General features: G+C 69.4%; 21 protein-coding genes and 2 pseudogenes. 12 read left to right on the top strand and 11 right to left on the bottom strand.

Translation table 11 applies throughout. The annotated features are described in order from the left end of the window. Window positions 1-113 precede the first annotated feature (113 nt). The 3 genes from STSP_RS14220 (at window position 114) to STSP_RS14230 (ending at window position 1,291) form a co-directional block, all read left to right on the top strand. On the top strand, window positions 114-536 hold the full coding sequence (locus STSP_RS14220; RefSeq protein ID WP_067276989.1) for a VOC family protein: 423 nt from the start codon (window positions 114-116) through the stop codon (window positions 534-536). 68 nt (window positions 537-604) lie between these two features. Continuing rightward, on the top strand, window positions 605-856 hold the full coding sequence (locus tag STSP_RS14225) for a ribbon-helix-helix domain-containing protein (protein ID WP_067276991.1): 252 nt from the start codon (window positions 605-607) through the stop codon (window positions 854-856). Then, complete coding sequence (locus STSP_RS14230) at window positions 857-1,291, top strand: type II toxin-antitoxin system VapC family toxin (protein WP_067276997.1); 435 nt, start codon at window positions 857-859, stop codon at window positions 1,289-1,291. It begins immediately after the preceding gene. 213 nt (window positions 1,292-1,504) lie between these two features. Here the strand turns inward: STSP_RS14230 and STSP_RS41195 are convergent. After that, a pseudogene (locus STSP_RS41195) lies at window positions 1,505-1,591 on the bottom strand (glutamine synthetase); the annotation flags it as partial. Window positions 1,592-1,870: 279 nt separating this feature from the next. Further along, the gene (locus tag STSP_RS14240) at window positions 1,871-2,836 is read right to left on the bottom strand and encodes a helix-turn-helix transcriptional regulator (protein ID WP_067276999.1); all 966 of its coding nucleotides are present in this window, start codon (window positions 2,834-2,836) and stop codon (window positions 1,871-1,873) included. 92 nt (window positions 2,837-2,928) lie between these two features. On the opposite strand from STSP_RS14240, the gene STSP_RS14245 reads away from it, so the two are divergent. Further along, a complete protein-coding gene (locus STSP_RS14245) occupies window positions 2,929-3,294 on the top strand; it encodes a VOC family protein (RefSeq protein ID WP_067277002.1) in 366 nt (121 codons plus the stop codon). Window positions 3,295-3,365: 71 nt separating this feature from the next. Continuing rightward, window positions 3,366-3,719: pseudogene (locus STSP_RS37040) on the top strand (helix-turn-helix domain-containing protein); the annotation flags it as partial. Window positions 3,720-3,996: 277 nt separating this feature from the next. On the opposite strand, the gene STSP_RS14250 reads toward STSP_RS37040, so the two are convergent. Beyond that, window positions 3,997-5,358, bottom strand: coding sequence for a glutamine synthetase family protein (locus tag STSP_RS14250; RefSeq protein WP_067277004.1), 1,362 nt, complete (start codon window positions 5,356-5,358; stop codon window positions 3,997-3,999). 472 nt (window positions 5,359-5,830) lie between these two features. Between STSP_RS14250 and STSP_RS14255 the strand changes: the two genes are divergently transcribed. From STSP_RS14255 to STSP_RS14275, 5 genes are all read left to right on the top strand, one after another. Beyond that, complete coding sequence (locus STSP_RS14255) at window positions 5,831-6,499, top strand: DUF3105 domain-containing protein (RefSeq protein ID WP_067277006.1); 669 nt, start codon at window positions 5,831-5,833, stop codon at window positions 6,497-6,499. Then, a complete protein-coding gene (locus tag STSP_RS14260) occupies window positions 6,496-7,158 on the top strand; it encodes a DUF305 domain-containing protein (RefSeq protein ID WP_067277008.1) in 663 nt (220 codons plus the stop codon). The genes STSP_RS14255 and STSP_RS14260 overlap by 4 nt, the downstream gene beginning before the upstream one ends. A gap of 347 nt (window positions 7,159-7,505) precedes the next feature. Further along, window positions 7,506-9,455: a S53 family peptidase gene (locus STSP_RS14265; protein ID WP_067277011.1), complete on the top strand. Its 1,950-nt coding sequence runs from the start codon at window positions 7,506-7,508 to the stop codon at window positions 9,453-9,455. A gap of 720 nt (window positions 9,456-10,175) precedes the next feature. Then, window positions 10,176-11,810: a multicopper oxidase family protein gene (locus tag STSP_RS14270; protein ID WP_067277014.1), complete on the top strand. Its 1,635-nt coding sequence runs from the start codon at window positions 10,176-10,178 to the stop codon at window positions 11,808-11,810. A 152-nt stretch (window positions 11,811-11,962) separates the two neighbouring features. Next, window positions 11,963-13,717: an NAD+ synthase gene (locus STSP_RS14275; RefSeq protein WP_067277016.1), complete on the top strand. Its 1,755-nt coding sequence runs from the start codon at window positions 11,963-11,965 to the stop codon at window positions 13,715-13,717. 94 nt (window positions 13,718-13,811) lie between these two features. Here STSP_RS14275 and STSP_RS14280 read toward each other — a convergent pair whose 3' ends face one another. The 3 genes from STSP_RS14280 to STSP_RS14290 form a co-directional block, all read right to left on the bottom strand. Further along, entirely contained in the window at window positions 13,812-14,543 is a 732-nt protein-coding gene (locus STSP_RS14280) for an SDR family oxidoreductase (protein WP_067277019.1), read from the bottom strand. Between the two features lie 196 nt (window positions 14,544-14,739). Further along, window positions 14,740-15,177 carry a cupin domain-containing protein gene (locus STSP_RS14285; protein WP_067277022.1) on the bottom strand — a complete coding sequence of 146 codons (438 nt, stop codon included), beginning with the start codon at window positions 15,175-15,177 and terminating at the stop codon, window positions 14,740-14,742. A gap of 180 nt (window positions 15,178-15,357) precedes the next feature. Continuing rightward, the gene (locus STSP_RS14290; RefSeq protein WP_067277024.1) at window positions 15,358-16,023 is read right to left on the bottom strand and encodes a nitroreductase; all 666 of its coding nucleotides are present in this window, start codon (window positions 16,021-16,023) and stop codon (window positions 15,358-15,360) included. Window positions 16,024-16,170: 147 nt separating this feature from the next. Between STSP_RS14290 and STSP_RS14295 the strand changes: the two genes are divergently transcribed. After that, a complete protein-coding gene (locus STSP_RS14295) occupies window positions 16,171-16,821 on the top strand; it encodes an FMN-dependent NADH-azoreductase (protein WP_067277026.1) in 651 nt (216 codons plus the stop codon). Window positions 16,822-17,019: 198 nt separating this feature from the next. On the opposite strand, the gene STSP_RS14300 is transcribed toward STSP_RS14295, so the two are convergent. The 5 genes from STSP_RS14300 to STSP_RS14320 all read right to left on the bottom strand — a co-directional run bounded on the left by STSP_RS14300 (window position 17,020) and on the right by STSP_RS14320 (window position 22,647). Beyond that, window positions 17,020-17,505 carry a MarR family winged helix-turn-helix transcriptional regulator gene (locus STSP_RS14300; RefSeq protein ID WP_067277029.1) on the bottom strand — a complete coding sequence of 162 codons (486 nt, stop codon included), beginning with the start codon at window positions 17,503-17,505 and terminating at the stop codon, window positions 17,020-17,022. A gap of 207 nt (window positions 17,506-17,712) precedes the next feature. Beyond that, window positions 17,713-18,936 carry an MFS transporter gene (locus tag STSP_RS14305; protein ID WP_067277031.1) on the bottom strand — a complete coding sequence of 408 codons (1,224 nt, stop codon included), beginning with the start codon at window positions 18,934-18,936 and terminating at the stop codon, window positions 17,713-17,715. Between the two features lie 144 nt (window positions 18,937-19,080). After that, window positions 19,081-20,097: an endonuclease/exonuclease/phosphatase family protein gene (locus tag STSP_RS14310; RefSeq protein WP_067277032.1), complete on the bottom strand. Its 1,017-nt coding sequence runs from the start codon at window positions 20,095-20,097 to the stop codon at window positions 19,081-19,083. A gap of 218 nt (window positions 20,098-20,315) precedes the next feature. After that, window positions 20,316-20,915, bottom strand: a complete 600-nt coding sequence (locus STSP_RS14315) for a TetR/AcrR family transcriptional regulator (RefSeq protein ID WP_067277034.1) — start codon at window positions 20,913-20,915, stop codon at window positions 20,316-20,318. A gap of 142 nt (window positions 20,916-21,057) precedes the next feature. Continuing rightward, window positions 21,058-22,647: an MFS transporter gene (locus tag STSP_RS14320; RefSeq protein ID WP_067277037.1), complete on the bottom strand. Its 1,590-nt coding sequence runs from the start codon at window positions 22,645-22,647 to the stop codon at window positions 21,058-21,060. Window positions 22,648-22,849: 202 nt separating this feature from the next. Between STSP_RS14320 and panB the strand changes: the two genes are divergently transcribed. Beyond that, window positions 22,850-23,734: a 3-methyl-2-oxobutanoate hydroxymethyltransferase gene (gene panB / locus STSP_RS14325; protein ID WP_067277039.1), complete on the top strand. Its 885-nt coding sequence runs from the start codon at window positions 22,850-22,852 to the stop codon at window positions 23,732-23,734. Window positions 23,735-23,933 lie beyond the last annotated feature (199 nt).

A 23,933-nucleotide genomic window follows, 5' to 3' on the forward strand; every position in this document is an offset into this window, starting at 1 on the left:
GAACATGCAGCGGCCAAGACATGGCCTCACCAGCTCTTTCTGTTAGTTCCTCTTAATGCCCCAGTCCCACTGAGTGCCCCGACCTCCCTCACCAGCGATCAGGAGAATCCCGCATGGAATACACGCTCGAAGTGATCCCGCTGCCCGTCAGCGACATCGACCGGTCCCGGGACTTCTACCGGGACAAGCTCGGCTTCACGGTCGACATCGATCAGGAGGTCATGCCGGGGCTGCGCATCGTTCAGCTCACGCCACTCGGCTCCGGCTGCTCGATTGCCCTCAGCGACACGCTGTGGGAAACGATGGACGGCCCGACACCCGCACCCGGCTCGTACCAGGGCCTCCAGCTGTGCGTCGCCGACATCAAGGCGGCCCACGCCGAGCTGGTCGAACGCGGCCTCGAGGTCACCGACCCGGTGGCGTACGCCCCGGAGGACGGTGCCACCTTCATGTACTTCAAGGACCCCGACGGCAACGGCTGGGCGATCCAGGAGTACCGGGTACGGGAGACGCGACCGCTGCGCGACGCGATCTGACACCGGACGCCCACGGGCGGCTGCGTGTGCGATCTGCGCCCGATGTATGGCAGGAGTACCATATAAGCATGAGCCTGAAGCGAACGACGGTCTACCTCGAGGACGAGGACCTCCGCGAGCTTAAGACCACGGCCTCACGCAAGGGAGTCAGCGAAGCCGAGCTGATCCGCGAGGGGGTCCGTCTCGCGATCGCGCGCAACCGCGTGTGGGACGAGCCCGCTGGGCTCCCCGTATTCGACAGCGGCGATCCGTCCTTCGCCGAGCGTGCCGACGACATACTGCGCAACACCGAATCCGGCGACTGGAGTGAGGCCTCGTAGGTGATCGTCATCGTCGACACGTCGGGACTCATCGCCTCCGTCGACCGCAGTTGTCCCGAACACGAAGCGGCTCGTCACGTCATGGACACCGCGGGCTTGCTCGTCATCCCCCAGCTCGTACTCGCCGAACTCGACCATCTGCTGAGCGGCCGCTTCGGTAAGGCCGCCGCCGGACAGGTCATGGACCAGCTCGTGATACAGGCGCGCGACGGGCGCTATCTCCTCGGCGACGCGAGCGTGGACATCCTCGCGGACGCACGGCTCGTCCAGCGCCGGTATCGGGACCTCGCGCTCGACCTGACGGACTCGGTCATCACCGTCATGGCACGCGAATACGCTACGGATGCATTGCTCACCCTCGACCGGAAGGATTTCCGGGCGATCCGTCCGCTCACCGCGCATCCGGCGTTTCGGATCCTGCCTGACGACCTGTAGGCGGTACGAGCTCACGACAATGTTCCCCCGTCGTCGTCCTGCGAGCGCGGGAGATCGTATCCGCGGGCCTCGTCGGGCATGCCATGGATCCGAACCCCTGACCGCGTATGCGACGCCGGCGAAGGGACTGGTTCCAAAGACGCCGCAGGGCCGACGGTTCGCGACCGTCGCCCCTGCGTGCCGTTTCCGCGGGATACCCGCGCTGACCTGCGCTTACAGCATCGGCAGGTTCTTCCGCAGCTCGAAGGCCGTGACCTCGCTGCGGTACTCCTCCCACTCCTGCCGCTTGTTGCGGAGGAAGTGGTGCGGCGCAGGAGCGACCTCAGATGATCGGCGTCGGCGCAGCAACCACCCAAAACGTGACGCCAAGGGCGCAGACGTCACCGTGTTCTCCCCTACTGAGGTGAGTGGCATCTCCAGCAGGCTGCGGTCACAGTACGGCCACGGTGGCTGAACCCTCACCGACAACAACCTTGAGTCCAACATGAACAGACACTCGTCTGCGTCAGCAGATCGGCATTGAACAACATTGAAGTCCCGCTGCGCGCGTACGAGCATCTGCTCACTAGGTGTTGCGGGTCAGGACGTTGGTGACGGCGCATAGTGGTGGGCAAGATTGGTGGCGAGGTCGCGGAGGTGAGCCCTGGCTTCGGTGGGGCCGTGCACAGTGATGGCGCTCCCGAACGGCAGTAGTGCTCGCACGTCCTCCAGATGCAGGAAGCGGATTATTACCTTGCGGCCGGTGGCGGATTCTTCATGGTCGTCCCAGACGAGTCGTAGGCCAAAGATCCGTTGCGCTCGCTCGATCTGGGTCTGGTCGATGGTGGCGCTGACCTCTATCGCGTGGTTGTGTTCCCACTGATCAATGAGCGCTGCAGCGACGGTGGCCAGGGTCTGGCTCTCGCGGATCCGTCGTGGCTGGTCGACTTCTTTCCACGTCGTGATCCGTTCGACTCGGTACATCCGTGGCACTCGGGCACAGTCGGCGACGAGGTACCAGATGCCGGCCTTGGCGAACAGCCCGTAAGGGTCCACGACCAGGTCGCGTGGGCATGACTCGCGTGGGCTGTCGTACTCGATCCGTAGCCGGCGGCCTCGCCGCACTGCGCCGATCAGCGAAGCCGGAGTCGTGCCGGAAGCTTGTGCCTGATGCCAGGGACGGCTGTCCACGTGCACTACGTCGGTGAGCGGCAGGAGCTCATGAACTCGACGTGGCTGTGTAGCGGCGATCTTGGCGAGCGCGCGCCGGCTTTCGGCCGATGCGTTGAGCTCCGCGCGTTGCTTCTCGTCCAGCCCGGTGAGCGACAGATGATCACGCTCGCCCGGCGTGAGTCGCGTGAGGTCGAGTCCGGTTCCGGGCAGCATGGTCACGCCTCCGAGGCGGCCCCGGTGTGCGGTCACCGGCAGACCGGCGTCGCGGAGCCAGTTCAGGTCCCGGGTGATGGTTCGAAGGGACACCCCGAGCGCTGAGGCGAGTTCCTGTGTGGTCACGGCATCCCTCGATTTGAGGAGCAGCATCAGGGTGAAGAAGCGGTCTGGGGTCACACACCAATTTTTTCAGGAATTGCGACACGATGTGGCGCATATCCCGGTCAGGCTGGTGGATGCGTACCTACCACCTGTGAGAAGGAACAACCATGACCAGATCCGTCGTGTCCATCGTCTACGTGAACGACGCTCCCGCCGCAGCTCGTTTCTACGGCGACCTCCTCGGCATGAGCCCCTCGTTCGAGACTCCGGGATACATCACCTTCGACCTCGGGCCAGGCGCTGACCTCGGTCTGTGGTCTGGCCAGCTCGAGGATCTGTCACCGGACGTCCCGCGCACCAGTGAGGTGTGCCTGGCCATTGACGGTGGACCCGACGAGCTCAACGCGACCTTTGAGCAGTGGAAGTCCAAGGGTGTCACGATCCTGCGCGAGCCTCATGATGCGGGGTTCGGGCTGACCTTCCTCGCAGCCGATCCTGACGGGAACCGTATCCGCGTCGCACCGCAGGACTGAAAGGCCGCAATGCGGCAGGCGCGCACGATAGGTGTCGCGCCTGCCGTCGTCTGACTTCGAGAGGACGACGAGTGCCCCACGCGAATGCGCCCCTGAGCGTCGAGGGCCCCAGGCGGCTCGTGAAGCGGTGCCAGACACGTCCCATCGCCCACGTCGCCGCTGAGATGGGTATCTCTCGCGCATGCGCCAGCAAGTGGGTAAATCGCTGGCGGCTACACGGTGATGCGGGATTGCAAGACCGGCCGTCGCGTCCGCACCGGAGTCCGAACGCGACTCCAGCATGGGTCATGGAGCAGATCGAGTCCTGGCGCCGCGAGCTCAAGTGGTCCGCGCAACGGATCACCGACGAACTTGTCAGTATCGGTTTTGTGATCGACCGGCGAACTGTCAGCCGATACCTGACCCGGCTCGGCCTCGGCAAACGCACACCGGCCGCATAGTGCTGCCGCCGGAAAGCCGCCAGCACTACGCCTCCGCGAGAGCGTCACCAACGTCGAGCCCTCATACAGCTAGCTGCTAGGCCACGCTAACTGGATCTCGGGGACGCCCTGGAGTAACGAGCTCCACGGGTGGCTACAGGGCGTCGGAGATCTACTCTGACGGCCCAGAGACGGCCCAGAGGCTGTGGGAAGCAGTGGGGCCGGCGGTCTGCGACCGTCGGCCCCAAGGATCGTTCCGGCGGAAACCCGCTCTGACCTGCCCCTACAGCACCGGCAGGTTCTTCCGCAGCTCGAACGCCGTGACCTCCGAGCGGTACTCCTCCCACTCCTGCCGCTTGTTGCGGAGGAAGAAGTCGAAGACGTGCTCGCCGAGGGTCTCGGCGACCAGGTCGCTGCGTTCCATCAGCGTGAGGGCCTCGCCGAGGTTCTGCGGCAGGGGCTCGATGCCCAGGGCGCGGCGCTCGGAGTTGGACAGGGCCCACACGTCGTCCTCGGCGCCCGCCGGGAGCTCGTAGCCCTCCTCGATGCCCTTGAGGCCGGCCGCGAGGAGCACCGCGTACGCCAGGTACGGGTTGGTGCCGGAGTCCAGCGAGCGGACCTCGATGCGGGCCGAGCCGGTCTTGCCGGGCTTGTACATCGGGACGCGGACCAGCGCGGAGCGGTTGTTGTGGCCCCAGCAGATGTACGAGGGGGCCTCGCCGCCGGCGCCCGCGGTGCGCTCCGAGCCGCCCCAGATGCGCTTGTAGGAGTTGACCCACTGGTTGGTGACCGCGGAGGTCTCCGCCGCGTGCCGCAGCAGGCCCGCGATGAAGGAGCGGCCGACCTTGGAGAGCTGGTACTCGGCACCGGACTCGTAGAACGCGTTGCGGTCGCCCTCGAAGAGCGACAGGTGCGTGTGCATGCCGGAGCCGGGGTGCTCGCTGAAGGGCTTCGGCATGAAGGTCGCGTACACGCCCTGCTCCAGCGCGACCTGCTTCATGACCAGGCGGAACGTCATGATGTTGTCCGCCGTGGACAGCGCGTCGGCGTACCGCAGGTCGATCTCCTGCTGGCCCGGCGCGCCCTCGTGGTGGGAGAACTCGACCGAGATGCCCATCGACTCGAGCATGGTGATCGCCTGGCGGCGGAAGTCCATGCCGACGTTCTGCGGGGTGTGGTCGAAGTAGCCCGAGTTGTCGGCCGGCGTCGGGCGCGAGCCGTCCAGCGGCTTGTCCTTCAGCAGGAAGAACTCGACCTCGGGGTGTGTGTAGAAGGTGAAGCCCAGGTCGGAGGCCTTGGCCAGCGCCCTCTTCAGTACGTAGCGCGGGTCCGCGAAGGACGGGGAGCCGTCCGGCATGAGAATGTCGCAGAACATACGGGCGGTGCCCGGGGCCTCCGCGCGCCACGGCAGGACCTGGAACGTCGACGGGTCCGGCTTGGCGATCATGTCCGACTCGTAGACACGGGCGAAGCCCTCGATCGCGGAGCCGTCGAATCCGATGCCCTCGTCGAAGGCGCCCTCCAGCTCGGCCGGTGCCACGGCCACCGACTTCAGGAAGCCCAGCACATCCGTGAACCACAGGCGTACGAACCGGATGTCGCGCTCCTCCAGGGTCCGGAGCACGAATTCCTGCTGCTTGTCCATCTTCCGCTTCCACCCATCCTTGCTGGTCAGGCCGCCTGCTCCCGCGCTCGGGCACACCGGGGGCACATGAGCATCCCACCACACGGTTTCGGGCGCGTTGCAGACCTGGTCTGAACGCTCCGCGACCGGCGGATGTACCGCCGTACCGCTCTGTGTCCATAGTGCCTGTTGACTGCCCGTTGCCGACCCCCCGGTCCCCCGGTCATGACCGGACCGACGCTCGGCGCGGAGCCGATCAGCGAGCCGGCCACGGCGTCGATCACGGCGCTCTGCACGGACTGGTCCCATTGTGGAGCACAAGGGGGATCTTGTTCGAGTCGGGCGCCTGTCCCGCGCCCGTCTTTCCCACTACGATCAGGGCCCGCAACGCGCCTCATCGAACACTTCAGCACACTGACCACGTCATCAGTACCTCCAGCACCGCAGGCACGACGTGCGGCCGGCCCTCCCCTCCCCCCGAGAAGGACACACCATGGGTTCCGCTCCCGACAGCAGCTCCGCCTCCCGTAAGGCCCGCGTGGCGGAGATGCGCCGAGCCGAGCGCGCCCGCGACCGCCGGAACCGCACGATCGCGATCGTGGCGGGCGCGGCCGTCGTCGTGGCGCTCGTCGGCGCCGGCGCGTGGGCGATATCCAGGGAATCCGGCGATTCGGGGGCCGAGGCGCAGGGCGGGTCGAAGAGCGCGGGGCACTTCACGACGGGCGAGGACGGCGTGAAGACCTGGAGCGCCAAGCTGACCCAGAACCACGTCGCCAAGACCGTGGACTACCCGATGACGCCGCCGGTGGGCGGCGACCACAACCAGGTGTGGATGAACTGCAACGGCGACGTCTACACGAAGGCGATAGCCAACGAGAACGCCGTGCACTCGCTGGAGCACGGCGCCGTCTGGGTGACGTACAACAGCAAGGCCTCCGAGGCCGATGTGAAGGCGCTCGCGGAGAAGGTCAAGGCGACCCCGTACACGCTGATGAGCCCGGTCGAGGACCAGAAGGACCTGATCATGCTCAGCGCCTGGGGCAAGCAGCGCACGGTGACCGGTGCGAGCGACCCGAACCTGGACAAGTTCCTCGAGACGTACGTCCAGGGCGAGCAGACGCCCGAGCCGGGTGCCGCGTGCACCGGCGGCCTCTCCCAGTGAGCCCGGCGGCGCGTCCTGCGGCGCCCGCCCGCCCCGCCGGGCGCGCGGGCTGGATCGCCGGTATCGCGGCGGTGCTGCTCCTCGCGGGCGGGGCCATCACGTACGCGGTCGCCGACGGGGACCCGGCCGGTCCCGCGATCCCGGCGGCGGACTCCGCGGACGCGGGCTTCGCCCGGGACATGGCCGTCCACCACCAGCAGGCCGTCGAGATGTCGTACATCGTGCGCGACCGCACCGACGACGAGGAGGTGCGGCGGCTCGCGTACGACATCGCGCAGACGCAGGCCAACCAGCGCGGCATGCTCCTGGGCTGGCTCGACCTGTGGGAGCTGCCGAAGGTCTCGGCCGACCCGCCGATGACCTGGATGGGCATGGGCGACATGGCATCGGGCGAGGACGGGGCGCTGATGCCGGGCATGGCGACCGACTCCGAGCTGAAGAGACTCGGGACGCTCAGCGGCCGGCAGGCCGAGGTGTTCTACCTGCAGCTGATGATCGACCACCACCGGGGCGGTGTCCACATGGCCGAGGGCTGTGTGGAGAAGTGCGAGGTCGGCGTGGAGGAGCGGCTTGCGCGGGGCATGGTCGAGGCGCAGGAGTCGGAGATCGGCCTGATGACGGACATGCTGAAGGAGCGGGGCGCGAAGCCGCGGAGCTGACGGGCACGGAGCCGCCGAGCGACGGGCATGGAGCCGCCGAGCGACGGGCACGGAGCCGCCGAGCGACGGGCACGGAGCCGCCGAGCGACGGGCGCGAAGCCGCGGAGGCGACAGGCGCGGAGCCGGTCCGTCATGGTCCGTCCGTCATAGTCCGTCCCTCTGGTCACCGCCAAAACCCTTGCCTCCAGCGCCTCTTGGGGGCTTCTTGGCTCTTCCATGCGCTTCCATGCCCGTTCCATTCCCCTGGCATGAACGGTTCATCGCAAGAGTGATCACGCACGTGCGCCCCTCATCGGGCGCACGGCTCACCAACGCGACACGCGACGAACCGCATCGCAGGGGGTTTCATGAGATCCAATCGCGCCGCAGTGCGCGCCGGGGTGAGCATGGCGGCGACACTGCCTCTGCTCGCCGGCGCCCTCGCACTCGGCATACCCGCCGCCCAGGCCGCGACCAACCCGGGCGCGAGGGACGCCATCCAGGGCACCAAGCCGCTGTGGGCCACGGCCAAGGCCGATCAGGGTGCCGCACAGGACAGCAGCAAGATCAGCGCCCGCGTCTATCTCGCCGGGCGCGACGCGGCCGGCCTGGCCGCGTACGCCAAGGCCGTGTCCGACCCGCAGTCGGCCTCGTACGGCAAGTACCTGACCGCCCGGCAGGCGCAGCAGCGCTTCGGTGCGACCGGGCAGCAGGTCGCCGAGGTCACGTCCTGGCTGAAGTCGGCCGGTCTGACGATCACCGGCACCAGCCGCCACTACGTCTCCGTCACCGGTGACGTCGCCGCCGCCGAGAAGGCGTTCGGCACCCAGCTGCACAACTTCCGCAAGGGCGGCAAGACCTACCGGGCGCCCGAGGCCACCGCCTCCGCCCCGGCCTCGTTGAACGGCGCGGTGCTGACCGTCACCGGCCTCGACAACGCCCCGCACAAGGCGGAGCACGACGACGAACTCCCGCCCCCTGACGCGGTGTTCCACAACGCGGGCCCGTTCTCGAGCTACTACGGGTCGAAGACCGCCGACAGCCTGCCCGAGGCCTACGGGACGAAGATCCCGTACGCCGTGAAGGGATACACCGGCGAGCAGCTGCGTGCCGCGTACGGGGCGGGCACGCTGAGCGGCAAGGGCGTGAAGGTCGCCATCACCGACGCGTACGCCTCGCCGACGATCGCCTCGGACGCGGCCACGTACGCGAGCCGCAACGGCGACGCGGCGTACCGCAGCGGGCAGCTGACGCAGGTGCTGCCCGGCCAGTACACGCACACGGAGGAGTGCGGGGCGGCCGGCTGGTACGGCGAGGAGACCCTCGACGTCGAGGCGGTGCACGCGGTCGCGCCCGCCGCCGACATCACCTACGTCGGCGCGTCGTCCTGCTACGACGACGACCTCCTGGACTCCCTGGGCAAGATCGTGGACGGGCATCTGGCGGACATCGTCTCCAACTCTTGGGGTGACATCGAGGCCAACCAGACGCCGTCCCTCGCCGCCGCCTACGACCAGATCTTCAAGCTGGGCGCGGTCGAGGGCATCGGCTTCTACTTCTCGTCCGGCGACAACGGCGACGAGGTCGCGAACACCGGCACCAAGCAGGTCGACGTGCCGGCGAACTCGGCGTGGGTGACGGCGGTCGGCGGCACCTCGCTGGCCGTCGGCAAGGGCGACACGTACCAGTGGGAGACCGGCTGGGGCACCGAGAAGGCCATGCTGTCCGCGGACGGCAAGAGCTGGACGGACTTCCCCGGCGCGTTCACGTCGGGCGCGGGCGGCGGCACCAGCCGGACCGTGCACCAGCCGTTCTACCAGCGCGGAGTCGTACCGGACTCGCTCGCCGAGGCGAACGGCTCGGCCCGGATGCGGACCGTCCCGGACATCGCGGCGGTCGCCGACCCCAACACGGGCTTCCTGGTCGGCCAGACGCAGACGTTCCCGGACGGCTCGCTGAAGTACGACGAGTACCGCATCGGCGGCACCTCGCTGGCGGCCCCGGTGATCGCGGGCGTGCAGGCGCTGGCGCAGCAGGCGCGGCAGGCACACGGCGGCGGGCCGATCGGGTTCGCCAACCCGGCGATCTACGCCCGCTACGGCTCGCCGGTCTACCACGACGTGACCGACCGCCCCACGGGACGCGACCTCGCCGTGGCCCGTGTCGACTTCGCCAACAGCTTCGACGCGGCCGACGGGCTGCTCACGTCGGTGCGCAGCCTCGGCAAGGACAGCTCGCTGACGGCCGTACGCGGCTATGACGACGTGACGGGGGTCGGCACTCCGGGGCCCGGATACGTGTACTCGTACGGCTACTGATCCGCGCCGCCCGGCTCCCGCCGGGCTGGCGGTCACCGGCGCCCGTCCCCCTCTCGGGGGGCGGGCGCCCTGCTGTCCGGGTGCACCACTCCCAAGATCAGCCCAAAATCGGCCCGGTCGGCGTAGGCCGACAGGCCATGGCCGCGGGGCGAGGATAGTGTGCGGCTCATGACGACCGGGAGCAGTGCGCCACGCGCGCGTGCGGCAGCAGCCGAGCAGCTGCTGCCGTTGCGGCTGACGTGTGACGCGCTGCCCGGCGGCCTCCCCGGCCGCCGCGGCCGATCGACGACGCACACGCCAGACCGTGTTACGCCAGACCGTGCGCAGGCGTACGCGAGGGCGGGCGGGCGCGGTGCGCGAGGCCACGCGCGCGTGCCCGCGTTCATGATCCCGGGCAGAGCCCCTCTCTCCATATGCACGGCCACGCTGGGAGCGTCACGCTCCTGCTGCTGACGGCCGGCGGCACCGGGCACGCGGCTGCCACACGCGCCGCGGCCTGAACCGCCCCCACGCCGGGCCTCGTCTCCCGTCTGTCGGTGCTGCGCATCCAGGCCGGCGTACCGGCTGCTTCGCCCTACCCCGTCCCGCGTACGAAGTCCGCGTACGCAGCGGCCGCCTCAGCGCCGCGTCCGGGGCGGTGCAGGGGAAGCAGCAGACGCGCCGGTCCTCCACTGCTCTACGCACCTCATACGCACCCCCACGAATAGGTGTCATTCAGTCATGCGTACACACACGCGGCGCACCGTGCTCGGTGCATCGATCGCCGTCGCCGGCTCGGGCCTCCTGGCCGCATGTTCCGACTCGGGCTCCCGCTCCCGTTCCGGCCCGCGCTCCGGTTCCCTCCCGGACGGCGGCCTCGGCCCCGGCGGACAGATCATCGAGCCCTTCGTCCCCAGAGGACCCAAGGGATACGTGGAACCGAGCGGTCCGGAGGTCCTGGCTGCCGAGAAGAAGCGCGGAGGCGGCTCGGTCCACAGGGTGGAGCTCACGGCCACCCGTACCCCCATCGACCTGGGCGGCCGAACCGTCACGTCGTGGGCGTACGGCGACTCGCTGCCGGGCAAGGAGGTCCGGTGCACCGCCGGCGACATCCTGGAGATCTCCCTCGCCAACCACCTGCCCGAGTCGACGACGCTGCACTCGCACGGCATTCGCCTGCGGTGCGACATGGACGGCGTCCCGGACCTCACCCAGCGCCCCATCAAGCCTGGTGAGGACTTCCTCTACCGCTTCGCGGTCGAGCACCCGGGCACGTACTGGCTGCACTCGCACTCGGGCATGCAACTGGACCGGGGCCTGTACGCGCCGCTGATCGTGGAGGACCCCAAGGAATCCCTGTCCTACGACAGGGAGTGGGTCGTCGTCATCGACGACTGGGTGGACGGCGTGGACGGCTCCACTCCGGACGGTGTGCTCGCCCAGTTGGGCGGCGGCATGGACATGGGCGGGGAGGGCGGCGACGACCACTCCCGCCACGGATCAGGCCATGAATCCTCGGACCGCAAGAAGTCCGCCGGGCCCTCCCGCGTCCTCAGGGGCAGCCACAGCAGGCTGCTGCACGGCATGGGCGGCGCCGTGAACTACCCCTTCTACCTGATCAACGGACGCCTGCCCACGGCGCCTTCGGAGTTCCGGGCGCGCCCCGGCGACCGCATCCGGCTGCGGATCATCAACGCCGGAGGCGAGACCGCCTTCCGGGTGTCGCTCGGCGGCCACGAGATGACCGTGACCCACACGGACGGCTACCCGGTCCGGCACACGAAGACGGACGCGCTGCTGATCGGCATGGCCGAGCGGTACGACGTGTGCATCACCGCCAAGGACGGGGTGTTCCCGCTGGTCGCCCTTGCCGAGGGCAAGAAGGACGCGGCGCTGGCCCTCCTGCGCACCGGCGGCGGGACCGCTCCGAAGTACGGCGTGCGCCCCTCGGAGCTGAACCGGAAGCTGGTGCCCGCCAGACGCCTGGTGCCGGACGAGTCCGTGGCCCTCTCCCGGCGCAAACCGGACCACGAGCTGCGCCTTCGGCTGACCGGGAACATGCGGAAGTTCAACTGGTCCTTCGACCACACTCCCTACCGCTTGAGCCAGCGCCACCCGATCCGCTTCGGCGACCGGATCCGGCTCACGGTCATCAACGCCACCGACATGTGGCACCCGATCCATCTGCACGGCCACACCTTCGCCCTGGCCGGCATCGACTCGATCGGCGCGCGCAAGGACACGGCCCCGGTGCTGCCGCACCGCAAGCTGGTCATGGACTTCGACGCGGACAATCCGGGCCTGTGGATGCTCCACTGCCACAACCAGTACCACTCCGAGTCCGGCATGATGACCAACCTCGGCTACCTCAAGTGACGGCGGCGTCACCTCGCTGACGTGTGTTCGGGGCGCCCGGCAGCAGCGCCCCGGCCGTGCGCCCCGCCACCCCGGCTGCCCGCCCGCGGTCGTGGGGCGTCCCACACCCGGCGCCCCCTACATCGTGTCGCTCTGACGATTACACTGACTGCGTGCCTCAACTTCGCCTCGCCCTGAATCAGATCGACTCGACCGTCGGCGATCTCGCCGGGAACGCCGAGTCGATCGTCCGCTGGACCCGGCACTCCGCCGAACAGGGGGCGCATCTCGTCGCGTTCCCCGAGATGGTCCTGACCGGCTACCCCGTCGAGGACCTGGCCCTGCGCCCGTCGTTCGTCGAGGCGTCCCGGAGCGCCCTGCACGCGCTCGCCGCGCGCCTCGCCGACGAGGGGTTCGGGGAGCTGCCGGTGATCGTCGGCTATCTCGACCGGTGCGAGACCGCGCAGCCCAAGTTCGGGCAGCCCGCCGGCGCCCCGCAGAACGCCGCCGCCGTGCTGCACGGCGGCCGGGTCGCGCTCACCTTCGCCAAGCACCACCTCCCCAACTACGGCGTCTTCGACGAGTTCCGCTACTTCGTACCCGGCGACACCATGCCGGTCATACGGGTGCACGGCGTCGACGTCGCCCTCGCCATCTGCGAGGACCTCTGGCAGGAAGGCGGCCGCGTCCCGGCGACGCGCACGGCCGGGGCCGGGCTGCTGATCTCCATCAACGCCTCGCCGTACGAGCAGAACAAGGACGACACGCGCCTCGAGCTGGTGCGCAAGCGCGCCCAGGAGGCCGGCTGCACCACGGCCTATCTGGCGATGATCGGCGGCCAGGACGAGCTGGTCTTCGACGGCGACTCGATCGTGGTCGACAGGGACGGCGAGGTCGTGGCGCGTGCGCCCCAGTTCGCTGAGGGGTGCGTCGTCCTCGACCTCGATCTGCCGGCCGCGAGCCCCGAGCCGCCGTCCGGCCTCGTGGACGACGGGCTGCGCATCGACCACCTGACGATCTCGTCCGAGCCCATTGCCGCGTACGAGCCGGAGTTCGCCGGCGGGTACGCGGACCGGCTCGACGACGACGAGGAGGTCTACTCGGCGCTGGTCGTGGGCCTGCGCGCGTATGTCGCGAAGAACGGCTTCAAGACCGTGCTGATCGGGCTCTCGGGCGGCATCGACTCGGCGCTCACCGCCGCCATCGCGTGCGACGCGCTGGGCTCGGACAACGTGTACGGCGTCGCGATGCCGTCGAAGTACTCGTCGGACCACTCCAAGGGCGACGCGGCCGAGCTGGCGCGGCGGACCGGGCTGCACTTCCGCACCGTGCCGATCGAGCCGATGTTCGATGCGTACATGGGTGAGCTGGGGCTGACCGGGCTCGCCGAGGAGAACCTCCAGTCGCGGCTGCGCGGCACGATGCTGATGGCGATCTCCAACCAGGAGGGCCACATCGTGCTCGCGCCGGGCAACAAGTCCGAGCTGGCGGTGGGGTACTCGACGCTGTACGGGGACTCGGTGGGCGCGTACGGGCCGATCAAGGACGTGTACAAGACGTCGATCTTCCGGCTCGCGAACTGGCGCAACCGGGCCGCGGCCGAGCGGGGCGAGACGCCGCCCATCCCCGAGAACTCGATCACCAAGCCGCCGAGCGCGGAGCTGCGGCCGGGGCAGGTCGACACGGACTCGCTGCCGGACTATCCGGTGCTGGACGCGATCCTGGAGCTGTACGTGGACCGGGACCAGGGGGCCGACGCCATCGTGGCGGCCGGGTTCGACCGGGAGCTGGTGACGAGGACGCTGCGGCTGGTGGACACGGCGGAGTACAAGCGGCGGCAGTACCCGCCGGGTACGAAGATCTCGGCGAAGGTGTTCGGGAAGGACCGGCGGCTGCCGATCACGAACCGCTGGCGCGAGTCCGGCTGACGCCTCGGGCACGCGGGTGTTTGGTGCCCTTGTCCGCTGGTGCAGCGGACAAGGGCACCACCTTTTCCGGAGGTGGGTGCCCCGCCCTTGGCGGTCAGGAAAGCCAGTCGGCGTAGTGGGTGGGGGCGATGCGGGCGTCACCCTTGGTGGTGAGGACGTCGCCGCGGACGGCGGCGAACATGCCGGCGGCGTCGTCGGTGACGACGGTGCGGCCATCAGAACGCGCGTTCAGGGTGACCCGGCCGAGTTCGTCGAGGGTGAAGACGTCGGGCCCGCCGATGTTGAGGGTGCCGTTCAGCGGGGTGCCGGCAGCGACTTCGGCGACGGCGTCGGCGACGTCCTGCGCGGCGATCGGCTGGATCGGAGTAGCAGGCAGGCGGACGGTGTCGCCCTCGGTGGTCCAGGACAGGACCGCGTCGACGAACTCCATGAACTGGGTGGCGCGGACGATCGAGTACGGGATCGGCCCGGCCTTGAGGATGTCTTCCTGGAGGACCTTGGCCCGGTAGTAGTCGAGCTGGGGCACCTGTTCCGCGCCGACGATCGACAGGATGACGACGTGCCCCACCCCGCCCTTCTGGCCGGCGGCCAGGAGGTTGTCCATGGAGGTCTGGAAGAACGCCGGAGAGGCGTCGTCGAAGGTCGGGGAGTTCGTCAGGTTGACGACGACGTCGGCACCGGCCACCGCCTCCTCCAGACCCTGGCCGGTGATCACGTCGACCCCTGTGGACTGCGAGTGCGGCACCGCCTCGTGGCCGGCCGCGTTCAGCTTCTCCACGACCTTCGATCCGATCAGGCCGGTACCGCCGATGACTGCGAACTTCATGGGTCACCTTTCGTCGCGCACCACCGTGGGACTCTCTGGAGCCTCGATGGCGCACTGAGGAGGGAAAGGACGTCGGCAGCGAATCCGAAGAGGAGCCGGCACCCGTTCTTCATTTCACATTCCGGCAAAACGGAGATTTCTTCTTGACCGTGACGCAGGCCGACCCGCGGTTCGCGGGCGGACGGCACCGCCGCGGTCAGGCAGGGCGCGGAGCCCGCCGGTCCTTGCGCTGGGCCAGCTCCTCGTCGTCGACCAGGGTCAGCATGGGCTGACCCGGCGCGCACAACATCGTCACGAGGAAACGGCTCCAGGAATCGGTTCGGTTGTTCCCGTCCTGATAGTGGATGACGTCGCCGCCCGGCTCCCAGAACGTCTCTCCGGCCTTGATCACGCGCTCCGGCTCACCTTCGAGCTCGAAGAGCATCTCGCCCTCGAGCATGTATCCGAATGCGGGACCGGAGTGCCGGTGTGGAGGGGTGCCCGGGTCGCCCGGGGGATATTCGATGAGGACGGTCATCGCCTCGGCCCCCTCCGGGATGGAGGGCGGCTGTGCCGTCTGCAGCATGGTCAGCGCCGTCTTCCATGCTTCGGACCGTGGTCCCTGCTCTGCGCTCGTCGGCTCATTGTTCGACATGGTGAAGCCTCCATGGGTGCGTAGCGGTCTACGGAGCCGCCCGACCGGACAGCGTGGATCGGTCCCCTCCGGCAGATGTGCCGGCTCGCGCCGTACGGAGGAGGCGAGGACCTTTCCCATTCAGCAGGGCGGACGGAATGGCCCGGCGATTCGTGACGTGGGTTGACCACTAGCCATTAGCTAACCCTCGACGAACGTGACTGTCTCGTCGAGCGGCGCCCGGCCCGTACGGGTGTAACCCACCGTGACGTCCTCGAACCCGATCGACATGCCGCAGAAGAGGATGAGCTCGTCCGGGGGTGACAGGACCTCCGCGACGGTCTTGCGATACTTCGCCCATGCCATCTGCGCGCAAGTGTGCAGCCCTTCGGCGCGGAGCAGCAGCATGACGGTCTGCAGATACATGCCGACGTCGGACCATTGGGCCGGGCCCATGTCGCGGTCGATGTAGCAGAACAGGGCGGCGGGTGCGCCGAAGCAGTCCCAGTTCGCGGAAGCGGCCCTCTGGCGCGCCTCCAGGTCCTCGCGCGGAATACCGAGTGCGCCGTAGCGCTGCTCGCCGAAAGCGGATCGGCGTTCGCGGTACGGGGACTTCAGTGCGGGCGGGTACTGCTCGTACTCCGGCTCGTCCCAGGGGTCGCCTGCGGCCACGCGCTCGCCAGCGAGCTTCTTGAGCTCGGCCAGCGGCCCGCCGGTCAGCACGTAGGCGTGCCACGGCTGGAGGTTCGATGCGGACGGCGCCCAAGCCGCGGCGGACAGTACGCGCTCCAGCACCTCCCTCGGGACATGCCGGTCGGTGAATCCGCGCACCGCCCGTCGGCTCGTGACGGCCTCATAGACGTCCATGATCGCCTGCTCCCATGCGCTCGACGCACCTACTATCGTTACACCCGCGACGGTATCATTCAATACCATCTCGTGCTTAACTATCGTCGAGTACGAATCCTCAGCCCTTGGTTCCCCGCCTCGGGCACCGCTCTTCTGGAGAAACCCATGGCTACGCTGCTGCACATCGACTCGTCCGTGCTCCCCGGCGAGGCGTCCTCGTCCCGTTCGGTCGCGGCCGCCTTCCGCAAGGCTTGGGAGGAGCAGCATCCGGAGGGCACGGTGATCTACCGCGACCTCGCCGCCAACCCCGTCCCGCACATCACCGCTGACGCCTGGTCCGCCGGTTACACGGCCCCGTCCGAGCGCACCCCGGAGCAGACGGCCGCGTTCGCCGAGCGCGAGAAGCTCATCGAGGAGCTGGAGCAGGCGGACGCCGTCCTGATCGGCGCCCCCATGCACAACTTCTCGATCCCGTCCACCCTCAAGGCGTGGCTGGACAACGTGCTCCTGCTCGGTCGCACCGCTGGCGAGAGCCCCTCCGCCCAGGGCACCCCGGTCACCGTCATCGCCAGCCGCGGCGGCTCGTACGCGCCGGGCACCCCGCGCCAGGGTTTCGAGTTCGTGCAGAACTACCTGGAGGCCGTCCTCGAGCGCACCCTCGGCCTGGACCTCGACTTCATCGTCCCGGAACTCACCATGGCCCCCCGCAACCCGGCCATGGCTGAACTGGTCCCCCTCTACGAGGCCTCCCGCGAGCGCGCCTTCGAGGACGCGACCACCAAGGCCAAGGAACTCGCGGAGCGCCTCGCCGCGTAACCCCGGGCCATAGACGCCGTGTGACGCCTCGACCCAGGACATCACACGGCGTCCTCGTCGCCTGCACCCTCTTCGACGGTGACGGTGGCGTTCTGGCCGCGTAGCGACGATGGCCTCAGCTCTCAAGGCCGGGTTCGCCGCGAAGGCCGCATGAGACGAAGGGCGCCCACGCGGCAGGCAACCGTCGTGCGGGCGCGCTTACGCCTCACCGTCTGCGGGATGGGCAAACCGGGTCAGCAGATCCATCAGCTGCTCGGGCTCTCCGGGCCCCAGTTCGGCAACCAGACGCTCAGCCAGCGGCGTCGCCGCCACATGGGCTGCATCGAAAAGCTCGATGCCCTGAGGCGTGATGTCCACAGCCCGCACCCGCCGGTCCCCCGGAACTGCCTTGCGTACGGCCAGCCCCTTACGCTCCAGGTCGTCCACGACCCGCATGATTCCCGCCTTGTCCGACCCCGTCGCCGCCACCAAGTCCCGCTGCACCGTGGCCCCGCGGTCGACCAGCACGATCAGCACGGCAAAATGCCGCAACTCGATGCCGAGCGGCCGAAGCGCTTCCTCCATCACCGCGGCCGCACGCCAGTGCGCCCGGCGCAGCAGCAAGCCGAGAGCGAAAGGCGAGGCATCCCCGGGGCGGTCGGTCACACGCGAGACGGTGGTTCTGTGAGGAACGTCGGCGGTCATGAGGCCACGTTACAGCCATCTATTTATTCGATACGGTCTCATTTGAAACTAAATGCGGCTACGTCTGCTGTTGCCTGTGACCTAACGCCGGCAGGACCTGGTCAAGACCGCGGGGCGCGATGGCAGGTGGAGGAGTGCTTCCAGATCGCCAAGGGCGAGTGCGGCCTGGACCACTACCAGCGGCCGGGGCCAGGCCCCGGCCCAGGTTCAGCGGCGGGCCGCCTCCTGGCGGTGCGGGACATGGCCCGCGACCAGACGGCCCGCGGAGGCGGGCATCGCGGCGGCGCGCCGCCGGTCCACCCCGTACGCGAGCATCGCGACACCGAGGCCGAGCGCCGCGAGCCCGGCTCCGGCCACCGCAGGCGAGGTCAGCCCGAAGCCCGCGGCGAGGGCGACCCCGCCGATCCAGGCCCCACCCGCATTCGCAAGGTTGAACGCGGCCTGGTTGGCCGACGAGGCCAGAGAAGGCGCGGCCGCGGCCTTCTCCATCACCATCAGCTGCAGCGGAGACCCGGTGACGAAGGCCGCCGTGCCGAGCAGGATCACGGCCAGCGCCGCGCTCCACTCGGTGCGCATGAGGACGGGGAAGAGCGCGAGCACGGCCATGAGCGCCGTGAGGCCGCCGAAGAGCGTGCGCCGCAGCGAGTGGTCGGCGAGCCGGCCACCGAGCAGGTTGCCGACCGTGGATCCGACGCCGAAGAGGGCGAGGAGCAGCGTCACGCTGGACTCGGAGTACCCGGCGGTGCCGGTGAGCATGGGCGTGATGTAGCTGTACGCGGCGAAGAGCGCGCCGAAGCCCGCGACGGTCGTGCCGAGCGCGAGCCAGACCGGGAGCGAGCCGAGGGCGCCGAGTTCGCCGCGCAGGCCGGTGGACGTGGTGTGGCCGCGGTCCGCGGGAACGAGCAGGGCCAGCGCCGCGATGGCCGCGATGCCGATCGCGCTGACCGCGAGGAACGTGGCGCGCCAGCCGAAGTGCTGGCCCATGAGCGTGGCGGCGGGCACGCCCGCGATGTTGGCGACGGTGAGGCCGAGGAACATCAGCGAGACGGAGCGGGCCTTGCGCTCGGGGGCGGCCAGGCCCGCGGCGACGACCGCGCCGACGCCGAAGAACGCGCCGTGCGGCAGCCCGCTGAGGAGGCGGGCGGCGAGCAGCCAGTGGTAGTCGGGGGCCGCGGCGGACAGCGCGTTGCCCGCGACGAAGAGGACCATCAGGCCGATGAGGACGTGCCGGCGGGGCAGCCGGGCGGTGACCGCGGCGAGCAGCGGGGCGCCGATGACGACGCCGAGCGCGTACGCGGAGACCAGGTGGCCGGCGGTGGGGATGGATATGTGCAGGTCGTCCGCGACGTTGGGCAGCAGGCCCATGATCACGAACTCGGTGGTGCCGATACCGAAGGCGCCCACGGCGAGGGCGAGCAGGGCCAGAGGCATGAGGGGGGCGGGACCTTTCACAGAGCGGGAGGGACTTTCGTATGTTCAAGTACGGAACAAAGTCTCTCAGGCTCAGTATTCCGGTCGGTTAAGCAGGGGTTGCGTAACGGCCCGACCAGGGCGAAAGCGGGGCGAAGGCCGGGTTCAGAGCTCGATCCGGGCCGCGACCGGCAGGTGGTCGCTGCCCGTCTGCGGCAGGGACCACGACGACTCCGGCTCCACGCCCTTCACCATGATCTGGTCGATCCGGGCCATCGGGAACGACGCCGGCCAGCTGAAACCCATGCCGTCGCCCGACGCGCCCTGCGTGGAGCGCATCTGCGAGGTGACCGCCCGCAATGCGCGGTCGTTCATGGTGCCGTTGAGGTCGCCGAGCAGGACAACCCGCTTCAGCTTCTCGTCGGCGATGGCCTCGCCCAGCGCGTCCGCGCTCTTGTCGCGCTGGCTGGCGGTGAACCCGGCGTCGGCCTTGACCCGGACCGAGGGCAGGTGCGCGACGTAGAAGGCGACCTCGCCCTCCGGCGTGGTGACCGTCGTACGCAGGGCCCGCGTCCAGCCGAGCTTGATGTCGACCGGCTCGGTGTCGCTCAGCGGGTACTTGCTCCACAGCCCGACGGTGCCGCCGACGGCGTGGTACTTGTACGTCCCCGCCAGCGCCTTCTCGTAGACCGGCACCGCGGAGTCCGTGAGCTCCTCGAGCGCCACGACGTCCGCGCCGGAGGCGGCGACGGCGCGGGCGGTGCCGGACGGGTCCGCGTTCTCCGCGTTGACGTTGTGGGTGGCGACGGTCAGGTCGCCGCCGGTGCCGGCCTTGTCGGTGAGCAGCCCGCCGAACAGGTTGAGCCAGACGAACGCCGGCACCAGCACGGCGATCAGCGCGGTGGCCGAGCGGCGGACCAGCGCCAGGACGAGCATCAGCGGCACGAGAAGGCCGAGCCAGGGCAGGAACGTCTCCGTGAGGCTGCCGAGGTTGCCGACCGTGTTGGGGATCTGCGCGTGAAAGAGCATCACCAGCGCGAGGACGACCGCGAAGGCCGCGAGGATGAGGCCGCGCCGCCAGATGCCGCCCCGCCAGCGGTCCGCCAGGCGCCGAAGCGGGGACCCCTGGCGCTCGGGGCCCGAGCCGCCGCTACCCGTCTCCGTCTTGTACGCCTGCGCCATACCGTCGCCTCACTGCCTGCCGTGCACACCGTTCCCCCGCCTCAAGACCCTAGGCGATGAACGGAGTCGTTCCCTGCCGTCACTGACGGCCGTACGGGCGCGATGACGAACAAGTCTGCTTACGAGGTTCCGGATGCGCGAATCGCAACCGCTCTCTGTGACGAAACGCTCACATCCGCTCACGTACGTTCACAGAGCCGGCCTGAGCACGGCTCACGTCACGGGCGCAGGCCCCGCAGCACGCTGTCGACGATCTGCTCCGGCAGGTCCGCCTCCAGCTCGGCGTCGGGCCGCATCACGGACCGTACGAGCATCGGGCCCGTGAACAGGTCGCTGACGAGCTCGAGGTCGACGTCGTCGCGGAGCTCGCCGTTCTCCACGCCCCGGCGCAGCACCTCGAGCGTGGCCCTGCGCCGCGGCTCTATCACCGTGGCGTGGTACGCCGCCCAGACCCTCGGCTGGCTCTTCATCTGGGCGAGGACGTTGTGCAGCAGCGCCGACGACCGGTTCGCGAGGCCGCGGAGGCGCATCGACTCCAGGAGGGCGATCAGGTCGTCGCGCATGGACTCACCAGTCGGCTCGGGGTCTTCGGGCTGCACGGCGCGCAGGACGTCGCAGAAGAGTTCCTCCCTGCCGCTCCAGCGGCGGTAGATGGTGGCCTTCCCGACGCCGGCGGTGCGTGCCACCCGTTCGATGGAAACCTCGGCGAGCGGCACGCCTTGCTCCACGAGTGCGACGACGCCCTCGATGATGGCGCGCTCCACCGCCTCGCTGCGGGGGCGGCCCCGCCGCTGCTCGTGCCGGTCCGCGAGGTCCACCTGTACTCCGCCCTTTCGTTGTGCCGTCGCCGCTCCCGATTCTCCCTGCTGCCGGGGCAGGGCGTCCGGGAGGCCGGGGTGCGCGGGCACTGGGGGTCCCTAACATGCCCTTAAGGCAATGGGGGAGCACCCCGACCCGGCGTCAGTTCTCCACGGCCACCAGCTCGTTCTCCTCGTCCTCCTTCTGCGTTGCCGGGGCGCGTCCCGGCAGGAACAGGCCCACCACGACCGCACCGATCAACGCAACGCCCGCCCCGCACAGGGCCGTGAGGTGCATGGCGTGCAGGAAGGCGTCGTTGGCCGGGGCGATCAGGGCCTTGCCCTCGGGCCCGAGCTTCGCGGCGACGCCCAGGGTGGCCTCGATGGATTCGCCCGCGGTGTGACGGGCGGCGGCCGGGAGCAGGCCGAGCTTGTCCTCGATGCCGTTGCGGTACGCCGTCGACAGCACCGAGCCGAGCACGGCGATGCCGAGGGCGCCGCCGACCTGGCGGAAGGTGTTGCTGAGCGCGGAGGCGGAGCCGGCCTTCTCGCGCGGCAGGGCCTGCATGATGACGACGCTGGTCGGCGTCATGATGTGCGCCATACCGGCGCCCATGAGGAAGAAGATCACCTCGAGGATCCAGATCGGCGTGTCGGCCTCCAGCGTGGCGAACGCGGCCAGCGTCGCCGCGATGACCAGCATGCCCCCGGTGGTCGTGGCCTTGTTGCCGAAACGGTCGACGACCAGCCGGGCCCGGGGCGCGAAGATCATCTGCGCGGCGGCCAGCGGCAGCATCAGCAGACCGGTCTGCAGGGGCGAGTAGCCGCGCACGCTCTGGGTGTAGAAGACCGAGAAGAAGGTCACACCCATCAGCGCGAAGAAGACCAGCGCGATGACGGCGATGGCGGCCGAGAAGACCTTGTTCCTGAAGTACGTGACGTCGATGGACGGATGGTCGCTGCGCTTCTCGAAGAGGACGAAGGCGACGAGCACGGCGAGACCCGCGGCGATGGTCGACAGCACGGCGGGGTCGGTGAAGTCGGCGAGCTGGCCGCCCTTGATGATGCCGTACACGAGCAGGACGAGCCCGATGACGGAGAGCACGACGCCGACGGGGTCGATGCGGCCGGGGTTCGGGTCGCGGGAGTCGGGCACCAGCCACAGCATCAGCCCGAGCGCGAGGATCACGATCGGCACGTTGATCAGGAAGACCGAGCCCCACCAGAAGTGGTCCAGGAGCACGCCGCCGGTGATGGGGCCGATGGCGATGGCGAGGCCGACGCCGCCGGCCCAGATGCCGATGGCCTTCGGCTGCTCGTCGCGTTCGAAGACGTTCATGAGGACGGCCAGCGTGGCGGGCATCACGAAGGCGGCGCCGAGGCCCATCACGGCACGGAAGGCGATGAGCTGCCCCGGCGACCCGGACTGGGCGGCGAGCGCCGAGGCGATGCCGAAGACCGCCAGACCGGAGAGCAGGACCTTCTTCCGGCCGAGCCGGTCGCCCAGCAGGCCGGCGGTGAACAGCAGGCCTGCGAAGACCAGCGTGTAGGCGTTGATGGCCCACTCGAGCTCGCCCTGCGTGGCGCCGAGGCCGGTGGGCGCCGGCGTGGAGATGGTCTTGATGGCGACGTTGAGGATCGAGTTGTCGAGCACCACGATCAGCAGGCTCAGCATGAGGACGCCCAGAATCGCCCAGCGGCGCCGGTGGACGGCTTCCGGTATCCGGGGGCCCGGGACGGCAGGAGAGGTCATGGCGGTGAGCGTAGACGCAATTCGATACGAGACCGTCTCGTATTGGAAAGACTTTACGGAGGCCTTACGCAACCCTGGGAGTGCGGGCCGCCGACGACCGGATGAGGGGGCCGTCTAGCCGTCGGGCGGCACGTAGTGCCACCATGGACGTGGTCCGGGGACGCCGTCAGGGCGCCTCGAGATGACAGAAGGAGCCGTTGCAATGACGCAGCTTTCGGCTGCCCAGAAGCCTGGCCAGGACACTGGCCGCACGTCCGACAGCAGCAAGGCGCTGTACGGGGGCAAGGGCACTCGCCGTATCACCGTGCGCGACATCGCCGCCGCCAAGGAGCGCGGCGAGAAGTGGCCGATGCTCACCGCATACGACGCGATGACCGCGTCCGTCTTCGACGAGGCCGGCATCCCGGTCCTGCTCGTCGGCGACTCGGCCGGCAACTGCCACCTGGGGTACGAGACCACCGTGCCCGTCACCCTCGACGAGATGACGATGCTCTCCGCGGCCGTCGTGCGCGGCACGAACCGTGCGCTGATCGTCGCCGACCTGCCCTTCGGTTCGTACCAGGAGGGCCCTGTACAGGCGCTGCGCAGCGCGACCCGGCTGATCAAGGATGCCGGGGTCGGCGCCGTGAAGCTGGAGGGCGGCGAGCGCTCGCACCGCCAGATCGAGCTGCTGGTCGAGTCCGGCATCCCGGTCATGGCGCACATCGGGCTGACCCCGCAGTCCGTCAACGCCATGGGCTACCGCGTCCAGGGCCGCGGCGAGGAGGCCGCCCAGCAGCTGCTGCGCGACGCCAAGGCCGTGCAGGACGCGGGCGCGTTCGCGGTCGTGCTGGAGCTGGTCCCGGCCGAGCTGGCGGCCGAGGTCACCCGGAGCCTGCACATCCCGACCGTCGGCATCGGCGCCGGTCCGGAGTGCGACGCGCAGGTGCTGGTGTGGACCGACATGCTCGGTCTGACCGGCGGGAAGATGCCGCGGTTCGTGAAGCAGTACGCGGATCTGCGGTCCGTCATCGGTGACGCGGCGAAGGCGTACGCCGAGGACGTCGTCGGCGGGACGTTCCCGCTCGAGGAGCACTCCGTCCACTGAGCCACTGCGGTACCAGGCAGCCCGTCGATCTTCCCCCGTCGGCGGGCTGCCCCTTTTGTGTCGCCCCCGCCGCCCCTACCCGTCCCGTCCCCGGGGCGCCGCCCCGGACCCCGCTCCTCAAGCGCCGGAGGGGCTGATTTATGGGGTCTGGGAGCGGCAGCCCCCGGAACGGACAGGCCGCCGACAGCCGCCTGTCGAC

The organism is Streptomyces jeddahensis (genome assembly GCF_001642995.1).
Lineage (GTDB): Bacteria > Actinomycetota > Actinomycetes > Streptomycetales > Streptomycetaceae > Streptomyces > Streptomyces jeddahensis.